Source organism: Teichococcus coralli (genome assembly GCF_009829925.1).
Classification (GTDB): domain Bacteria; phylum Pseudomonadota; class Alphaproteobacteria; order Acetobacterales; family Acetobacteraceae; genus Pseudoroseomonas; species Pseudoroseomonas coralli.
In genome coordinates this window covers 29690-46335 of sequence record NZ_SNVJ01000028.1, presented here as the reverse complement: position 1 = coordinate 46335, position 16646 = coordinate 29690, and the positions used below count along the sequence as shown (strand labels likewise).

Sequence of the window (16646 nt, the reverse complement as noted above, 5' to 3'; positions counted from 1 at the left end):
CGATGCAGACTGATCGGAAACCGCTCTAGAGCATTTCCTGTGAGCCAGAGCGAACGGAGAATGCTCCCGTGACGGCGGCGGGCCAGGAACTTCATCCACGCCGCCGACGCCACCCGTGCCCACACAAGCCCGCCCTCCGGCCGGCGTGGGGCGAGACGGGTGGCGCGGTGCGGCGGCCGCTCCGCCCTGCCGGATTGTCCGGGGCCTGGAGGTTGTGGCCATTGAACGGGAATTCACCGGGGCTACCGGCCGCCCCTTTGCCGCTGCGGGCCTGACCTGCAGGACGTCGCCGCACCCAAGGTGCATCCGGCAGCGCCGGACAGCGCAGCGTGTCGGGAGCCAGGGCGTAGCGGGCATCAGGTGGCGGAAGGCTGAAGAACCTTCACCTTCAGTTGAAGGCCAGCTCCTTATTACACGTTTCTGAACGTGTCCTGATCTCGCTACCGTTCTTCCGCAACCCATAACCTCACAGAGGGGCACCGCACCAAAATGGCAGGCTCTGTTTGGTCCGATTCGCCAGAGAACACCCGCGTCGCCGTTGAAGGCCACCAGCTTGAGGTGGGAGAGGCCCTCAAGACCAGTGCGGCCAGCCGCATAAGAGCTCTCGCCGCCAAGTATTTCGGCCGCGCGGCGGATGCGACCGTCATCTTCTCGCGCCAGGCCAAGGGCGTGGGCTTCTGTTGCAACATCCGCTTCCGCGTGGCCGGCGCGATCGACTTCGACGGGCGCGCCATGCACCGGGATGCCAATGGTGCGCTGGTCATGGCGGCCGAGCATGTCGCGAAGCAACTCCGCCGCCGGAAGCGAGCGCTGCGGGAGGACAAGCCGGCCAACCCGGCCAAGGATTCCCTCTTCCGCCTGCATGGCGCGCCGGTGCCGGAACGCGATGAGCTTCTTGGCCTGCTCGATGACGGCATGGAGGACGAGGCCGCGTTTCCTGAGCCGGCATCGGGCGGCCGGCCTGCGACGCGGCGCGACTGGCCGATGGCCGCCGAATAGCCTTTCGGCCACCCGAAGGGCGCTCCTTGCGAAGGCCGCCGTCGCGGCCTTCCAGCAGCCGATCCGGCTGGGCTTTCCCTGAAGCATCGGAGGGGACCGTGGAACCGAGTGGCAGAAGGACGCACCGGAAGGGTTTGGGCAGGCAGCGGCAGGCTTCCTTTCGCCGCTCGGTTCTCTCCTCTCCGATCTGGGCCGAGTTCCTGCAGAGCCATCTTCGCTGCGCGGCGGCGGAGGATGCTCCGCCTCGCGAGAGCGTCGTGCCGCCCTCCAAGAGGGACAGGACGGCGCCCTGAGGCGGGCCGGTCGGGCAGATTCCCTCCCGGCGCCTCGGCGACCTCCCTGGGCGATCCTCCCGCCACGCCCCGCAACGTTCAGGCGGCGAACGTTCAGGCGGCGCGCGCCGCCGGGAAGGGCACCACGACTGGCTCGGCAGCGGCCGGCATCTGGCTGGCCACCAGGGCCGCGAAAACGCCGCCCTGCGCCACCAGCGCGTCGAAGCCGCCCCGCTCGGCGATGCGCCCGGCGTCGAACACCAGGATCTCGTCCGCGTCCCGCACGGTGGACAGGCGGTGGGCGATGACGAAGGTGGTGCGCCCGGCCATCAGCGCCTTGAGCGCGCGGGTCACCTTCGCCTCGGTGGCGGCGTCCAGCGCGGAGGTCGCCTCGTCCAGGATCAGGATCGGCGGGTTCTTCAGCAGTGCGCGCGCGATGGCGAGGCGCTGCTTCTGCCCGCCGGAAAGCGTGCCGCCGCGCTCGCCGACCAGCGTGTCGTAGCCCTGCGGCTGGCGCAGGATGAAGTCGTGCGCCTCGGCCAGGCGGCAGGCCTGCTCCAGCTCCGCCTGGGTGCCGCTGGGCTTGCCGACCAGCAGATTCTCCCGGATCGAGCGATTGAACAGCAGGCTGTCCTGGAACACGACGCCGATGGCGCCGCGCAGGCTTTCCAGCGTGACCGCGCGCAGGTCCTGCCCGTCGATGCTGATCCGGCCGCCGACCGGGTCCCAGCCGCGCTGCAACAGCGTCATCGCCGTGGACTTGCCGGCGCCCGTCGCGCCGACCAGCGCCACCACCCGCCCCGGCTCCGCGGTAAAGGACACACCCGCGAGAATGGCCGGGCCGTTCGGATAGGCGAAGCCCACCTCGTCGAACACCACCCGGCCGGCGACGGCGTGCAACGGCGCTGCGCGGGGCGCCTCCGGCACCGCGCTATGGGCGTCCAGCACGGCGAAGAACTCGTCCAGCACGGGCACATGCGCGAAGAGCTTGGAGGCGAACCAGACCAGCCCCTCCAGCCGGCCGATCAGCATGGCGGCGAAGCCCATGAAGGAGACGATCTCGCCGACGCTCGCCTGCCCGCGCAGATGCAGCACCGTGCCCAGCACGACGATGCTCAGCACGGCCAGCGTGCTGGCGCTGCGGGTCAGGATCGAGATCACCGCCCACCAGTTCAGCACCGGGAACTGTTGGGCAAGCGCCGCGCCCTGCAGCGCGGCGAAACTGCGCCGCTCCGCCGCCAGGCGGGTGAAGGCCTGCACCACGGCGATGTTGGCGAAGGCGTCCTGCGCCGAGGCGGCCAGCTTCAGGTGGCACTGTTCGGCGCCTTTCTGCAGCGCCTGGGTGCGGCCGATCACGAAGGCGGTCAGCGCGCCGAACAGCAGCACCAGCGCGATCAGCGCCAGGGAGAGCCGCCAGTTCAGCAGCATGGTGAGCGGCAGCAGCACCAGCACGGAAAGAAAGCCCACGAACTGGTCCCGGAAGAAGCCGAGCCAGAGGTGGAACAGCGTGTCCGTGCCGCTGGTCAGGATGCGCATCAGCGCGCCGGAATGCACCTTGCCGTGGAAGGCCGCCGGCAGCGAGAGCGCATGGCTGAAGAAGCGGCTCATCTCCCGCATGCGGGCGCGATGCGCCATGCGGTCCGCCACCAGCGCCACCGCCATGCCGGCGCCGATGCCGGCCAGCCCGACCACCGCCCAAAGGCCGAGCAGCGAGGCCGCCTCCGGCCAGAGTTGCTCGGGCGGCAGGCTGGCGGAGCGAGAGAGAAGGTCCACCACCCGGCCGAACAGCACGGGATCGAGGAAGCCGATCGCGGCGATGGCCAGGCTGCAGGCCAGCATCAGTGCGCAGCGCCGCCATTCCGGGCGCAGCAGGCCGAGAACCCGGCCGTAAACCTTCAGCATATGCATGGGTCGTGTATCTGAACGGGCAAGGTTGGCGGCGGGCCCGCCCCTGCCCTGGGCGGGCGCCCCCCTTATCTCACCGCCGCGTGACCAGATTGCGACCGAGCCGAGGCTTTTCCGCCGCAGCCGTGGCGCGATCGCGGCATGGCGGCGTTGCCCGGCGCGAGCTCAGTGCGCCTCGCCCATGAGGTGCAGCACAAGTTCCCGGCGATGCGGCCGCGACCGGTGCTCGCAAAGGAAGATCCCCTGCCAGGTCCCCAGCACCGGCCGGCCGGCGGCGACAGGGATGGAAAGCTGTGTCTGGGTGAGGGCGGCGCGGATATGGGCCGGCATGTCGTCCGGCCCTTCCTCCTCGTGCCGGTACCGCCCTGCCCCGCCCTCGGGCACCAGCCGGCAAAGGAAGTCCTCCAGGTCATCCCGGACCTCGGGAGAGGCATTCTCCTGCACCAGCAAGGAGGCGGAGGTGTGCCGGCACCAGATAACCAGCAACCCTGTCCCGATGTCCTGCCCGGCCACCCAGCGGCAGACCTCCATCGTGATCTCGACAAGGCCCCTGCCCGGGGTCGGAACCGTCAGGCGATGCTGTGCCTGCCGCATGCTGCCGCCCTTTCACCCCATGGCCGGCGCGGCTCAGCCGGCCTGCTTGTCCACCGCCGCACAGAAGCGGGCAAAGCCCTCGGCATCGGCGAAGGCGCTCTGTGTCCCCGGCCGGGTGATGGAATCCGCCGCGTAGCGGGTCCCCCAGCGCAGCGCCGCCAGCACGTCCCGGTTGGCGACGTAGTGCTGCGCGAAGGCGCCGATGAAGGCATCGCCGGCGCCGCTGGTGTCGTGCGGCTTCACCGGCACGGAGGGTACATGCACGGCCGGCCCTTCGGCGGAGACGAGCAGCGCGCCCTCGGCCCCCAGCGTCACGATCACCTGCCGCACGCCGCGCGCCACCAGGGTCCGCGCCGCCGCCTCGGCCTGCTGGCGCGTGTCGGCGGGCATGCCGGTCAGGATGGTCAGCTCGGTCTGGTTGGGCACCAGGAAGGTGGCATCGAGAATGCGCTCCACATCCAGTTCCGGCACGGCCGGCGCGGGGTTCAGCAGCACCTCGATGCCCTGGCGCGCTGCCCAGGCAATGGTGTGATAGATGGTCTCCAGCGGGATTTCGAGCTGCAGCAGGATCAGCCCGCAGGTCTTCAGCTCCTCGGCGGCGGCCTCCACATCCTCCGGCAGCAGGCGCTCATTGGCGCCCTTGACGATCAGGATGCGGTTCTCGCCCGCCGGATCGACGAAGATCGGCGCCACGCCGCTCTGCGTGCCCGGCACGGCGCGGACATGCCGCGCGTCGATGCCCAGCGCCTCGAAGTTGCGGATGGTGCCGCCGCCGAACAGGTCGTCGCCGACGCGGCTGACCATCACCACCTCGCCGCCGAGCTTGGCGGCCGCCACTCCCTGGTTGGCGCCCTTGCCGCCATGCCCCATGGCGAAGGCCGGCGCCGCCAGGGTCTCTCCCGCCGCCGGCATCCGGTCGATGTAGGTGACAAGGTCGACCATGTTGCTGCCGACCACACCGATGCGCTTACCCATGGCCCGCTCCTAACCCAGGGAAGAAATCAGCCCGCCCATGCGGGCGGTGGCGGCGGCGTCCAGATAGCCGGTCCGCACCGCGAAGTCCGCGCGGCCGCCCGGCGGCAGCTCGCGCACATGGCCCTTGCGCTTCTCCGCCGCGTAGCCCTCGGGTTGGCAGGTCGAGGGCAGCGCGAAAGCCGCCACCTGCTGGTCCGGGTCGGCCATGATCCAGCGCACGGTGTGGGGGAACTGCGCCGGGGCGTAGGAGATGCCGAAGCCATCCCCTTCCCGCCGCTGCAGCATCAGGTGCGTCTCGCCCGCCGCGTCGGTGCCGAGGCCGTGGAGGTAGAAGACCTGCTCGGGGTCGTAGCGCGCCGGCTCGTCCAGCCGCTCCATGCGGGCGGGGTCGCGGGCGAGATCCTCGATCAGCGCGAGATAGTCCGGGTTCGGCCGCACATGCGCGGGCACGGCGCGGCGCACCGCCGTCCGCTCCGGCGTGAAGGGCGCCGGCTGCACGATCCGCGCCCCCGCGGCGAAGGCGAAGTTGATGTGGCACATGTACATCAGCTCCATCGGCTTGCCGGAGCGGTTCTCCACGGCGAGGCCGATCTCGAACAGCGTCGCCTCCGGGCGCAGCGTGACGGAGGGATAGGCGCGGTAGTGTGCGCCGAAGCCCATGACGTACTCGCGCTCGCTCACCGCGCGCAGGAAGGGGCCACCGGCGTCCTCGCCCAGCTCAAGCCAGGCGCGCTGCATCGGCGCGCAGGGAAACTCGCCATGCGCCGCGTGGTCGTCCTCCGCCGCCGGCACGCCGTTGCGCAGCAGGCCCGAATGGAAGGCGAAGCAGCCATAGGTCTCGGCGATGGTCTGCGCCGGGCGCGGCGCGTCGAAGCCGCTCGCCATGGTCAGGTCCACGCCGTCGAAGGCGGCCGACCAGACCATGCCGCCCATCCAGGGCAGGATGACCAGCGCGCCGCGCGCGTTCCGCAGCCGCAGCGCGGGCACGCCGGTGGCGAAGCGGAACAGGCTGGCGGAGAGCGGCCCGGCGGTGAGGACCGTCTTCTCGGCCTCGCCGCAGAGGGCGGGGTGCAGCGGGATGGTGGCGGCCATGATGTGCGGGCTCCCCTCTCAGCGGACCCGGCTGCGCCAGGAGGTGAGCGCGATGGAGAGCAGCAGGAAGCCGCCCCAGATCAGGTCCACCAGGAAGTTGTTGAAGCGCATGATCTGCAGGCCGGAGGAGAGCAGCATCAGCGCCACCAGCGCCAGCGCCACCCCCGGCACCGAGCCGCGCCCGCCCGCCGGGTTGGTGCCCGCCAGAACGGCGATCAGCACGGCCTGGAGCAGGTAGGACACGCCGTAGTCCGACTTGGCGGCATTGGTGCGGCCGGAGAGCAGGATGCCGGCGATGCTCGCCAGCACGCCGGTCAGCACATAGGAGAGAAAGACGGTGCGCGCGGTGCGCAGCCCGGCGAAGACGGCCGCCTTCGGGTTGGTGCCGATCAGCGCCAGGTTGATGCCGAAGGCGGTGCGCGCCAGCATGAACCAGACGAGCCCCGCCACCACCAGGAAGACCAGCAGCGGCGCGGCCACGCCAAACATCGTCCCGTTGCCGATCATCCCCCAGAGCTTGGGAAAGCCCACCACCGCCGGCCCGCCGGTCAGCACGAGGCAGATGCCGGTGAACACCTGACCGGTGCCGATGGTGGCCAGGATAGGCGTGATGCGCAACCGGGTGATCAGGAAGCCGTTGATCGCCCCCGCCCCTACGCCGATGCCGAGCGCGATGCCGATGCCCGCCAGCACCGTGGGCAGCGGCAGGTTCGCCAGTTCCGGCCCGCGCGCGCCGCCGACGGCATGGAAGAACAGCCCGGCCAGGATGGCGGACAGGTTGGCGATGCCGATGACGGAAAGGTCGATGCCCCCGGTCAGCATGGCCACCATCATCGCGATCGCCAGCAGCCCCAGCTCCGGCGCGATGAAGGTGATGGACTGGAACACATAGGGGCGCAGGAAGCGCTCCGGGTTCAGCGCCGCCATGCCGGCGAAGATCAGCACCGTCAGCACCAGGAGCTGCAGCAGGTTGGTGTCGGCGCGGCGCAGGCGCTGGAGAATGGCGCTCATCGGTCCTCTCCCTCAGGCCAACCGCTTGCGGTCGCGCCAGGCGGTCACCGCCGTCGCGGCGATGACGATCAGGCCGACGACGATGCGCTGCCAGGTGGTGTCCACCCCGAGGATGATCAGGCTGTTGGTGATGACGACAAAGGTCAGCACGCCGAGCACCGCGCCGATCACCGTGCCGCGGCCGCCGAAGATGCTGGCCCCGCCGAGCACCACGGCGGCGATCACGTCCAGCTCCATGCCGACCATGTCGCGCGGGTTGGCGGTCCAGATCATCGCGCCGTGCAGCAGGCCGGCGAAGCCCGCCAAAGCGCCGGCCAGGCCGTAGATGAAGAAGGTGGTGCGCCGGACGTTGAAGCCGACGCGGCGCGCCGCCTCCTCGCCGCCGCCGAGGGCGTAGATGCTGCGGCCCATCATGGTGTGGCGCAGCATCAGGTGCACCAGCAGGGCGATCACCGCGAAAACCAGCACCATCGCCGAGAGCCCCGCCATGCTGCCATCCGGCCGCGCGACGGCGAACAGCTCGGTGCGCGCGAAATCGATCAGGTCAGGCGGCATCTGGCCGATGTTGATCTGGCTGGTGCCGACGGCGCCAAGGATGAAGCCGCGCACGGCGGTGCCGGTGCCCAGCGTGACGATCAGCGGGATCATGCGAAAATAATGGACGAAGACCGCGTTCACCAGCCCCAGGCAGAGGCCGATGCCGCTCGCCATCAGGAAGGGCAGCACGACGCCGTCGAAGCCCCAGGCGATCATCGCCTTCACCGTCAGGTACATGGCGGCGATGGCGAAGGCGGGGAAGGAGACGTCGATGCCGCCCGAAAGCATCACCAGCAGCACGGCCAGCGCCAGGATGCCGCTGATGACGCTGGCGCGCAGCAGGCTGAAGATGTTGGAGGGCTGCCAGAACACCGGGTTGACCGCGCCGATCACCACCACCGCCAGCACCAGCACGGCGGCCACCATCAGCTCCGGATGGCGGCGCAGGGCATTGGCGAGCCCGCTCATGCGAGGGCTCCGAGCTGGGCGCTGAGCGCCGCCTCGCTGGTCTCCTCGGCCGCCACCTCGGAGACGAGGCGGCCGCGGTGCAGCACCAGGATGCGGTTGCAGTTGTCCACCAGCTCCGGCAGGTCGTCGGAGATCATCAGCACTCCCAGGCCCCGCGCGCGGGCCAGTTCGCGGATCTTGCGGTGGATGCCGGCCTTGGAGCCGACATCGACGCCCACCGTGGGGCCGTTCAGGATCAAGAGCTTCGGGTCGTTCATCAGCCAGCGGCCGATGACGACGCGCTGCGCGTTGCCGCCCGAGAGCTGCGTCACCGGCCGGTTGCCGGTGGGGGTTGCGATGGCCATCTCGCGGATCATCGCCGCCGCCTCGCGCGCGGCGCGGCCGCCCTGCAGGACGCCCATGCGGCTGAGCCGGTCATGCGAGGTGGCCAGCATGTTGCGGTCGATGGTCTGGGTGAGGAACAGGCCCTCGGTCAGCCGGTCCTCCGGCACATAGGCGATGCCATGGGCGATGGCGTCCTGCACGCTGCCCAGGCGCAACTCGCGCCCCTCCAGGCGGATGCTGCCGGCATGGCCCGGCTTCATGCCGAACAGCGCCAGCGCCAGCTCCGTGCGCCCCGAGCCCAGCAGGCCGGAAATGCCGACGATCTCGCCCGGCATGACCCGCAGGTTCACGTCCTCGATCTCGCCGGGCACGGTCAGGCCGGACACCTCCAGCAGCGGCTTCCGGCCGGGCTGCGCTTCCCAGCGGTAGCCCTCGGCGGCGATCTCCTGGCCCGTCATGGCGCGGGTGATCTTGGCCTCGTCGAACTCACCGATCGGCCCGGCGGCGACCACCTGGCCGCTGCGGATCACCGTCAGCCGCTCGCTGATGTCGAGCATCTCGCGCATCTTGTGGCTGACGAAGAGCACGGCGATGCCGCGGCCCTGGATGTCGCGCACCACGCGGAACAGCGCCTCCACCTCCCGCCCGGTGAGCGCCGTGGTCGGCTCGTCCATGATCAGCAGGCGCGGGTCGGACATCAGCGCGCGGGCGATGGCGACGAGCTGCTTGCCGGCGGTCGGCAGCGTTTCCACCAGCGCGTCGAGGTCGAGGTCCACGCCCAGCTTCCGGGTCGCCTCGCGGGCGATGCGCCGCACGCGGCCCCAGGAAACGAGCCTGCGCCCCTCCTGCAGCTCGTTGCTGAGCGCGAGGTTCTCGGCGACGCTCAGGTTCCCGAACAGCGAGAAGTCCTGGTAGATCACCTGCACGCCGCGGGCGATGGCGTCGCGCGGCGTCATGGCGTGCACCGGCTTGCCGTCGAACAGGATTTCGCCCTTGTCCGGCTGCCAGATGCCCGAGATCACCTTGATCAGCGTGGATTTGCCGGAGCCGTTCTCGCCGGCGAGGCAGTGGATCTCGCCGCGCCCGATGGCGAGCGAGACGTCCTCCAGGGCGCGCACGGCGCCGAAGCTCTTGCCGAGATGGCGCAGTTCGATCAGCGGAGCGGTCATGGTGATCCGTCACGAAAGGCGCGGGGCGGCGCCGGGCCGCCCCGCGTGTCAGCCAGGCGGGAGGCGCCGGCTCAGAAGTTGTACTGAGCCATGTTCTCCTTGGTGACGCCGACCCAGCCCTGGCCGACCAGCACGTTCGGAGACTTCGGATCGGGCGCCTTCAGGTCATGGTAGCCGTTGAGCCCAAGGTCCAGCCCGGCGCCGACGGCCTTCTTCTGCAGCGCCATGACGGCCAGGATGTTCATGGCATAGCCGGCCACCGCCGGATCCCAGAACTGGATGTAGTCGATCGCGCCGTTCTTCAGGTACTCGCCGGCGACGGAAACCAGGCCGGTGCCGGAGAAGAACAGCTTGTTCTGCAGGTTGCGCTCCGAGATCAGGCGTCCGGCGCCGGCCGAGGTCGGCATCGGCGCGCCGAGGATGCCCTTCAGGTCCGGATAGGCGGTCAGCACTTCCTTGAGCTTGTTGTAGTCGGTGGTCGCGTCGTCATAGGTCTCGATGCGCCGCGTCACCTCCTGCATCTTCGGGAAGTGCTCCTTCTGGTAGGCCACCGCGCCGTCGATCCACTGGTTCTGCGACTGCGAGGTGAGGCTGCCGACGGTGGCGACGTACTTGCCCTCGCCGCCCGTCTGCTTGCCCAGCACCTCCATCAGCTTGGCGCCATAGGCGTGGTTGTCGAAGGCCTCGATGTCGTAGTCCATGTTCTGCAGGTTCGAGGCCTCGTGCGAGATCACCACGATGCCCTGGTTGCGGGCCTTCTGCAGCACCGGCTCCACCGCCTCGACGGAGAAGGGCACGATGCAGATGGCATCCACGCCCTGCGCGATCAGGCTCTCGACGAGCTGAACCTGCGCCGCCGCGTCGGCCTGGCTCGGGCCGACCATCCAGGTGTCGTGGCCCTGGTCGGCGCCGAACTGCTTCACGCCCTCGCGCATGCGGTCGAACCAGGCGATGCCGTCCACCTTCACCACGGTGGCGATGACGCGCTTCTTGCCCGCCTTGGCGCTGACGAAGTCAGGCACCTTGGCGGCATCCACCGCCTTGCCCTGCGCCCAGGCCGGCCGGCCCATCGTCGCGGCCAGCGCGCCACCCGCGGCGAGCGCACCGAAGGCGCGCCTGTTGATCATGACCATTGCTGTTTCCTTCCCTCGCATCTGTCGCAACGTTCCGTCAGTAGCTGCCGGCCACGGCCGGCGCCTGCGTGACCAGCGCCACGCCCGAGCTTGCCCCGATCCGCGTGGCGCCGGCGGAGATCATCGCCTGCGCCGCCTCCAGCGTGCGAATGCCGCCCGATGCCTTCACTCCCAGCGCGGCGCCGACCACGCCGCGCATCAGCGCCACATCGGCCACCGTCGCGCCACCGGTCGAGAAGCCCGTGGATGTCTTGACGAAATCCGCCCCCGCCTCGGCCGCCAGCCGGCAGGCCTCGCGCTTCTGCGCGTCGTCCAGCAGACAGGTCTCGATGATGACCTTCAGCACCTTGCCCGGGCAGGCGGCGCGCACCGCGGCAATATCCTCGCGGACCGCATCAAGCCGCCCTTCGCGCAGCGCGCCGATGTTGATGACCATGTCGATCTCGTCAGCACCGTTGCGCACGGCGTTGGCGGTCTCGGCGGCCTTGTCCCGCGGCGTGGTCGCGCCGAGCGGAAAGCCCACCACCGAGCAGGTCTTCACGCCGCTGCCACGCAGCGCCTCGGCCACCGCAACGACATGCACCGGGTTCACACAGACGGAGCAGAAGCGGAAACGCCGCGCTTCCTCGCAGTAGCGCAGCACCTCGGCCGCCGTCGCTTCAGGCTTCAGCAGGGTGTGGTCGATCAACGGCGCGAGTTGATCGGGCGAAAGCGGCCCGGTTGCGGAATTGGCCATCGAAGCTGGTGTCCTCCGTGCCGGGCGGGCTTTCCGCCGCGGCTCGATCTGCCCGTTTGTCACTTTTCTAACTATTGTTATATGTCTCACATCAAGGCCCGCAAAGGTCAAGCGCCCTTCGACGGAGGAAGAATGGCTGAAGCCGATGCCCCAGGGGCTGTCCGGGGGGTTGCCCGGGGGGCTGCCACCGGACTGGCCAGCATGCGCCGCCGCACGCGCCTCGCCCGGCTGGAGGAGCTGTTGCGCCAGCATGGCACGACGCGGCTCGACGAGGCAGCCCAGGCGCTCGGCGTGTCTTCCATGACGCTGCGGCGCGACCTTGCCGTGCCTGGCCAGCCGCTGGCGCTGCTCGGCGGGCATGTGGTGCCTGCCGGCAGCCTTGGCGGACGAGGGCAGTACGTGCTTGAGCGCGAGCAGGACAGCCATGCCGATGCCAAACGCCAGGCTTGCCGCCACGCCACGCGACAAGTTGAGGACGGCGATACACTTTTCGTTGATTGCGGCACCACCCTGCCCCACTTCATCGCTGCGCTACCCGACGGCATTTCCCTGACGATCGTCTGCTACGCGCTGAACATCGCCACCCTGGCCTCATGCCGGCCAAACACGCAGCTGGTGCTGCTTGGTGGCCTGTTCCATCCCGCCTCCGCAACCTTCGCCTCCGAGGAGGCGCTGCACGCCCTGCGGCGGCTGCGCATCAACAAGGCCTTCATCTCGGCGGGCGGGGTGCATGCCACCGGCGGCGTCACCTGCACCAACTTCCACGAGGTGCCGGTGAAGCAGGTCGCCATGGCGGCCGCCGCGCAATGCTTCCTGGTGGTGGACGGGAGCAAGCTGGGCCGGCTGCGGCCGGCCTACTTCGCGCCGCTCTCCGCCTTCGCCCGCATCCTGACCGACGCCGCCGCCCGCCCGGAGGCCGCCGGCATCCCGGTCGCCGGGCCGCCCTTGCTTGACGCGGCGCCGGCCGGTTCCTAACCCCGGCCGGCAGACCAGCACAGCCGGGGGAGCGCCATGCAGGAGATTGTCGTCGGCGTCGATGTGGGCACCGGCAGTGCCCGCGCGGGCGCCTTCACGCTGGACGGCGCCATGCTGGGCCAGGCGGTGCAGCCCATCCGCATGTGGCGGCCGGCGCCGGACCATGTGCAGCAGTCCTCGGAGAACATCTGGGCCTCGGTCTGCGCCGCGGTGCGCGGGGCGCTGGCCGGGCTCGCCGAGGCACGGGTGCGGGGGATCGGCTTCGATGCCACCTGTTCCCTGGTGGTGGTGGACGCCGCCGGCCGCCCCGTTTCCATCAGCCCCGACGGCAGCCCGGAACAGGACGTGGTGGTCTGGATGGACCATCGCGCGGAAGCCCAGGCCGCGCGCATCAACGCCGGCGACCACGACGTGCTGCGCTATGTCGGCGGCCGCATCTCGCTGGAAATGCAGACGCCGAAGCTGCTCTGGCTGAAGGAGAACCTGCCGGAGGCGTGGCGCCGCGCCGCGCATTTCTTCGACCTGCCGGACTACCTGACCTGGCGCGCCACCGGCAGCCTCACGCGCTCGCTTTGCTCCACTGTCTGCAAATGGACCTATCTCGGCCAGCAAGGCCGCTGGGATGCCGGCTATTTCCGCGCCATCGGCCTCGGGGACCTGGCGGAGGAGGGCTTCCGCCGCATCGGCACCGAGATCCTGCCGCCCGGCGCCCCGCTGGGCGGCCTCTCCGCCGAGGCGGCGGCGGCCCTCGGCCTGCCGCCCGGCATTCCCGTGGGCGCCTCGGCCATCGACGCTCATGCCGGCGGCCTCGGCGTGATCGGCGCGGCGCTGGACGGCACGGCGCCCGACCGGGAGGCGCTGCGCCGCCGGCTGGCGCTGATCGGCGGCACCTCCTCCTGCCACATGGCGGTTTCCGAGGCGCCGCGCTTCGTGCCGGGGGTCTGGGGCCCCTACTATTCAGCCATGCTGCCTGGCCTGTGGCTGAACGAGGGCGGCCAGTCCGCCACCGGCAGCCTCGTGGACCACATCATCCTCACCCATGCCGCCTATCCCGCCCTGGCCGAAGAGGCGCGAAGTCGCGGCGCCACCATCTACCAGCTGCTGAACGAGCGGCTGGAGGTGCTGGCCGAAGGCCTCCCCTTCCCCGCCGCGCTGACGGAGGCGCTGCACGTCATGCCAGACTTCCACGGCAACCGCTCGCCACGCGCGGATGCCTCGCTGCGCGGCATGGTCTCCGGCCTGCGCCTTTCGGCGACGGCCGACGACCTCGCCCTGCTCTACCTCGCCACGGTTCAGGCCATCGCCTATGGCACGCGGCACATCATTGAGGCGATGAACGCCGAGGGCTACGCGATCGACACCGTGCTGGCCTGCGGCGGCGGCACCAAGAACCCCGTTTTCCTGCGCGAGCACGCCGACGCCACGGGCTGCCGCGTGGTGCTGCCGCGCGAGCCGGAGGCCATCCTGCTCGGCGCCGCCATGCTCGGTGCGGTGGCCGGCGGCGCGCATGCCAGCCTGCCTGACGCGATGGCGGCGATGAACAGCGCCGGCAAGGTGCTGGAGCCCGGCGGAGCGGCCGTGCGGCGCTATCACGAGGCTAAGTACGCCGTCTTCCAGCGCATGCATGCCGACCAGATGGCCTATCGCGCGCTGATGCACCCACCGGGCTGAGGGGAATGGCGGCATCCGGCGTGACACTGTCGCCCCGGCGGGGATGCGGGAGGCGGCGCCTCCGGCACCGGCCGGCCACGGCCCTTTCCTTGCCGCCCTGCCCGGCCCACATGAAGGCCGGACATCTCCGCCGCTGCGTCGGCTTGAGGGAAGGAACGGATGGCGGCGAGGCTCTGGTTCATCGGCAGCCTGCTCGTGGCGCTCGGGCTGGCGGCACGGCTGATCGGCTGGGAGTTTCTGCTGTGGGTTCCGCGCAGCGTCATGAACTTCATCTACGAGGACCCGGCGACCTCCGGGATCATCACGCTTGGCATTCTGCTGATGGTGGTGGCGCAACTGATCCGCCGCCGGGACTGAGGCAGTCCGTGGCGCAGGCGTCCTGCCGGATGCTGCCGAGCATGGCCACCACCTCCTCAGCCGGGCGTGGCGGGCTGAACAGGTAGCCCTGCACCTCGCCGCAACCCTGCTCCCGCAGGGCGAGGAACTGCTCCCGCGTCTCCACGCCCTCCGCGTTCACGGACATGCCGAGCAGCCGGCCCAGGCTCACCACGGTGCTCACGATCGCGGCGCAATCCTCCTGCTCCATCATGCCCCGCACGAAGGACTGGTCGATCTTGATCTTGTCGAACGGAAAGCGCCGCAGGTAGCTGAGCGAGGAATAGCCGGTACCGAAGTCGTCCATCGCGATGCGTACGCCCTGCGCCCGAAGCCCGTGCAGGATCTCCAGGACCTTCTCGTCGTCGAGCAGCAGGAGGGACTCGGTGATCTCAAGCTCGAGCCGCGCCGGGTCCAGCCCGCTCTCGGCCAGCGCCTCGGCGACGATGCGCGGCAGGGAGCGGTCGCGGAACTGCACGGGGGAAAGGTTCACGGCCACCTTGACCGGCAGCGGCCAGCAGGCCGCATCGGCGCAGGCCCTGCGGATCACCCAGGCGCCGATGGCGGCGATCATGCCTGTTTCCTCGGCCAGCGGAATGAACGCCGCCGGGGAGACGGTGCCGCGCACCGGATGCTGCCAGCGCAGCAGCGCCTCGAAGCCACCGACCCGGCCTTGTTCGGTATCCACGAGCGGCTGGTAGAAGAGGGCCAGCTCCCCCCGCGCCAGGGCCGAGCCGAGATCCATCTCCAGGTCCCGCCGGGCGCGCATCTGCTCGTCCATGCTGGGCTCGAAGAAGCGGAACGCACCGCGCCCGTCCTCCTTCGCGCGGTAGAGGGCCAGGTCTGCGCAGCGCAGCAGCACATCCGCATCGGTTGTCCCGAGGCCGGCCAGCGCGATGCCGATGCTGGTGCCGACAGTGACGTGATGCCCGCCGATGCCGAAGGGCGCCGAAAGGGCGGCGATGATGCGGCCGGCGACCGCAGCCGCCTCCGCCGGCAGGGAGGCCCCTTCCTGCACCACTGCGAACTCGTCGCCACCAAGCCGCACCACGAGATCGGTCTCCCGCACGCAATCCCGTAGCCGCGCCGCCACCGCCTGCAGCAGCGCGTCGCCGGCCGGATGCCCGAGGCTGTCGTTGACCGCCTTGAAGCGATCGAGATCCAGGCAGAGAACCGCGACCCCTTCGCCTCGCCGAACCCGCGCCAGCGCCCGCGCCATCTGCTCCCGGAAGGCCGCCCGGTTCGGCAGGCCGGTCAGCGCGTCGTGCCGGGCCATGTGTGCGAGGCGCGCCTCGGCCTGCTTGCGCTCCGTCACGTCCTCATAGGTCGCCACCCAGCCGCCACCCTCCACCGGGCGGTGCACGACGGAAATCCAGCGGCCGTCCGGCAACTGCGCCGTGGTGGCCTCCGCGGCGATGCCGGCCGGCGGCAGCAAGGCGGCGAGGCCCTGAGGGGAAAGCAACTCGCCTGGCGCGGCGCCCGGCGCCGGCGCGCCGAACATCTCCGTGAAGCGCCGGTTCACCATGACCAGCCGGCCATCCGGCGCGAAAAGGCAAAGCCCCTGCACCATGTTGGAGAGCGCCGCGTCCAGCCGCGCGTTCTGCAACGCGATCTCGCCCGCATGGTGCGAGGCCTGGCTCTGCATCAGCGCATGGATCCGCTCCATCGCCGCGGCGATGCTGCTCTGCATGACCGCGAGCGCGCGGAGGAGCTGCGCCGGCTCGCCGCGGCCACGCACCAGGATCTGGTTGTCCAGCCGCCCCGCGGCGATGGCATCCGCGACCTGGAGCGCCCGGCGAAGCGCGGGCACGATGGAGCGCGTCAGCACCAGCGTGATGAGCAGCGCCACCGCGACGGAAAGGCCCATCGCCCACCAGGCCCGCCGCACCGTGTTCTCCACCATGAGGCCGGCTTCCCGGCGCTGCCGGAACCCGTCGGCGGCATAGATCTCGATGGCGACGTCGAAGTCGCGCTCGGCGGCCGCGAGGGGGCCGGCCAGTGCCATGCTGTCGGCCTGCGGCGCCGCAGCCAGTTCGCCGGCCTGCCGCAGGCTGACGCCGAGGCGCTCGGCGACCGCAGCGGCCTCCGGTGAGGTGGCGCGGTTCCTGGCGACCTCAAGGTCGTCGGCGATCTCCTGCAGCAACTGCGCCAGAAGGCGAGGCGCGTTGGCGCTCGCCGCTGCCGTGTCCTCGGGTTGACGGATTCGCGCCTCGGCGCGCAGCAGGCCGTTCTGCGCCGCGCGCAGATAGCTCATCGCCAGAAAGGAATCGTCGTAGAGCTGCGTGGTGATGGCCCCGAGCTCGCGCTGGGCGGTGCGGGTGAAGGTGCCAAGCGCCACCGTCACGGTGGTCAGCGCGAGACACCCGAGCAGGATCTTCAGCCGGATGGACATCGCGCCTCACTCCGTTTC

Annotated in this window: 14 protein-coding genes; 4 read left to right on the top strand and 10 right to left on the bottom strand. The window is 70.4% G+C overall.

All coding sequences use genetic code 11. The features are described 5' to 3' along the window. Window positions 1–489: 489 nt before the first annotated feature. Window positions 490–999, top strand: coding sequence for an HPF/RaiA family ribosome-associated protein (locus tag E0493_RS21020; protein WP_160939230.1), 510 nt, complete (start codon window positions 490–492; stop codon window positions 997–999). Between the two features lie 386 nt (window positions 1000–1385). Here the strand turns inward: E0493_RS21020 and E0493_RS21015 are convergent, their stop codons facing one another. The 9 genes from E0493_RS21015 to deoC all read right to left on the bottom strand — a co-directional run bounded on the left by E0493_RS21015 (window position 1386) and on the right by deoC (window position 11215). Further along, window positions 1386–3179, bottom strand: a complete 1794-nt coding sequence (locus E0493_RS21015; RefSeq protein WP_160939229.1) for a glucan ABC transporter ATP-binding protein/ permease — start codon at window positions 3177–3179, stop codon at window positions 1386–1388. Window positions 3180–3341: 162 nt separating this feature from the next. Continuing rightward, window positions 3342–3770, bottom strand: a complete 429-nt coding sequence (locus E0493_RS21010; protein ID WP_160939228.1) for a secondary thiamine-phosphate synthase enzyme YjbQ — start codon at window positions 3768–3770, stop codon at window positions 3342–3344. Window positions 3771–3803: 33 nt separating this feature from the next. Next, window positions 3804–4745: a ribokinase gene (gene rbsK / locus E0493_RS21005; protein WP_160939227.1), complete on the bottom strand. Its 942-nt coding sequence runs from the start codon at window positions 4743–4745 to the stop codon at window positions 3804–3806. 9 nt (window positions 4746–4754) lie between these two features. Continuing rightward, entirely contained in the window at window positions 4755–5837 is a 1083-nt protein-coding gene (locus E0493_RS21000; protein ID WP_160939226.1) for an aldose 1-epimerase family protein, read from the bottom strand. An 18-nt stretch (window positions 5838–5855) separates the two neighbouring features. Then, window positions 5856–6848 carry an ABC transporter permease gene (locus E0493_RS20995; RefSeq protein ID WP_160939225.1) on the bottom strand — a complete coding sequence of 331 codons (993 nt, stop codon included), beginning with the start codon at window positions 6846–6848 and terminating at the stop codon, window positions 5856–5858. Window positions 6849–6860: 12 nt separating this feature from the next. After that, window positions 6861–7853 (bottom strand): ABC transporter permease, encoded by a 993-nt coding sequence (locus E0493_RS20990; RefSeq protein ID WP_160939224.1) that lies wholly within the window; start codon window positions 7851–7853, stop codon window positions 6861–6863. Continuing rightward, the gene (locus E0493_RS20985) at window positions 7850–9346 is read right to left on the bottom strand and encodes a sugar ABC transporter ATP-binding protein (protein WP_160939223.1); all 1497 of its coding nucleotides are present in this window, start codon (window positions 9344–9346) and stop codon (window positions 7850–7852) included. The genes E0493_RS20990 and E0493_RS20985 overlap by 4 nt, the downstream gene beginning before the upstream one ends. 71 nt (window positions 9347–9417) lie before the next feature. Continuing rightward, entirely contained in the window at window positions 9418–10473 is a 1056-nt protein-coding gene (locus E0493_RS20980) for an autoinducer 2 ABC transporter substrate-binding protein (RefSeq protein WP_235913926.1), read from the bottom strand. 43 nt (window positions 10474–10516) lie between these two features. Next, a complete protein-coding gene (gene deoC / locus E0493_RS20975; RefSeq protein WP_160939222.1) occupies window positions 10517–11215 on the bottom strand; it encodes a deoxyribose-phosphate aldolase in 699 nt (232 codons plus the stop codon). A gap of 201 nt (window positions 11216–11416) precedes the next feature. Here deoC and E0493_RS20970 point away from each other — a divergent pair, with 201 nt between their 5' ends. The 3 genes from E0493_RS20970 (at window position 11417) to E0493_RS20960 (ending at window position 14218) form a co-directional block, all read left to right on the top strand. Further along, window positions 11417–12190 (top strand): DeoR/GlpR family DNA-binding transcription regulator, encoded by a 774-nt coding sequence (locus E0493_RS20970; protein ID WP_235913925.1) that lies wholly within the window; start codon window positions 11417–11419, stop codon window positions 12188–12190. A 36-nt stretch (window positions 12191–12226) separates the two neighbouring features. Beyond that, window positions 12227–13861: an FGGY-family carbohydrate kinase gene (locus E0493_RS20965; protein WP_160939220.1), complete on the top strand. Its 1635-nt coding sequence runs from the start codon at window positions 12227–12229 to the stop codon at window positions 13859–13861. A 159-nt stretch (window positions 13862–14020) separates the two neighbouring features. Then, the gene (locus E0493_RS20960) at window positions 14021–14218 is read left to right on the top strand and encodes a hypothetical protein (RefSeq protein WP_160939219.1); all 198 of its coding nucleotides are present in this window, start codon (window positions 14021–14023) and stop codon (window positions 14216–14218) included. On the opposite strand, the gene E0493_RS20955 is transcribed toward E0493_RS20960, so the two are convergent. Continuing rightward, the gene (locus E0493_RS20955) at window positions 14163–16628 is read right to left on the bottom strand and encodes a putative bifunctional diguanylate cyclase/phosphodiesterase (protein ID WP_160939218.1); all 2466 of its coding nucleotides are present in this window, start codon (window positions 16626–16628) and stop codon (window positions 14163–14165) included. The genes E0493_RS20960 and E0493_RS20955 overlap by 56 nt on opposite strands. Between the last annotated feature and the right edge of the window lie 18 nt (window positions 16629–16646).

Bases quoted from the DNA above. Each gene is read 5' to 3' on its own strand.
- E0493_RS20970 (WP_235913925.1), top strand. From the start codon at position 11,417: ATGCGCCGCCGCACGCGCCTCGCCCGGCTGGAGGAGCTGTTGCGCCAG.
- rbsK (WP_160939227.1), bottom strand. From the start codon at position 4,745: ATGGGTAAGCGCATCGGTGTGGTCGGCAGCAACATGGTCGACCTTGTC.
- E0493_RS20955 (WP_160939218.1), bottom strand. From the start codon at position 16,628: ATGTCCATCCGGCTGAAGATCCTGCTCGGGTGTCTCGCGCTGACCACC.
- E0493_RS20980 (WP_235913926.1), bottom strand. From the start codon at position 10,473: ATGATCAACAGGCGCGCCTTCGGTGCGCTCGCCGCGGGTGGCGCGCTG.
- E0493_RS21020 (WP_160939230.1), top strand. From the start codon at position 490: ATGGCAGGCTCTGTTTGGTCCGATTCGCCAGAGAACACCCGCGTCGCC.
- E0493_RS21015 (WP_160939229.1), bottom strand. From the start codon at position 3,179: ATGCATATGCTGAAGGTTTACGGCCGGGTTCTCGGCCTGCTGCGCCCG.
- E0493_RS21000 (WP_160939226.1), bottom strand. From the start codon at position 5,837: ATGGCCGCCACCATCCCGCTGCACCCCGCCCTCTGCGGCGAGGCCGAG.
- deoC (WP_160939222.1), bottom strand. From the start codon at position 11,215: ATGGCCAATTCCGCAACCGGGCCGCTTTCGCCCGATCAACTCGCGCCG.
- E0493_RS20985 (WP_160939223.1), bottom strand. From the start codon at position 9,346: ATGACCGCTCCGCTGATCGAACTGCGCCATCTCGGCAAGAGCTTCGGC.
- E0493_RS20965 (WP_160939220.1), top strand. From the start codon at position 12,227: ATGCAGGAGATTGTCGTCGGCGTCGATGTGGGCACCGGCAGTGCCCGC.
- E0493_RS20990 (WP_160939224.1), bottom strand. From the start codon at position 7,853: ATGAGCGGGCTCGCCAATGCCCTGCGCCGCCATCCGGAGCTGATGGTG.
- E0493_RS21010 (WP_160939228.1), bottom strand. From the start codon at position 3,770: ATGCGGCAGGCACAGCATCGCCTGACGGTTCCGACCCCGGGCAGGGGC.
- E0493_RS20960 (WP_160939219.1), top strand. From the start codon at position 14,021: ATGGCGGCGAGGCTCTGGTTCATCGGCAGCCTGCTCGTGGCGCTCGGG.
- E0493_RS20995 (WP_160939225.1), bottom strand. From the start codon at position 6,848: ATGAGCGCCATTCTCCAGCGCCTGCGCCGCGCCGACACCAACCTGCTG.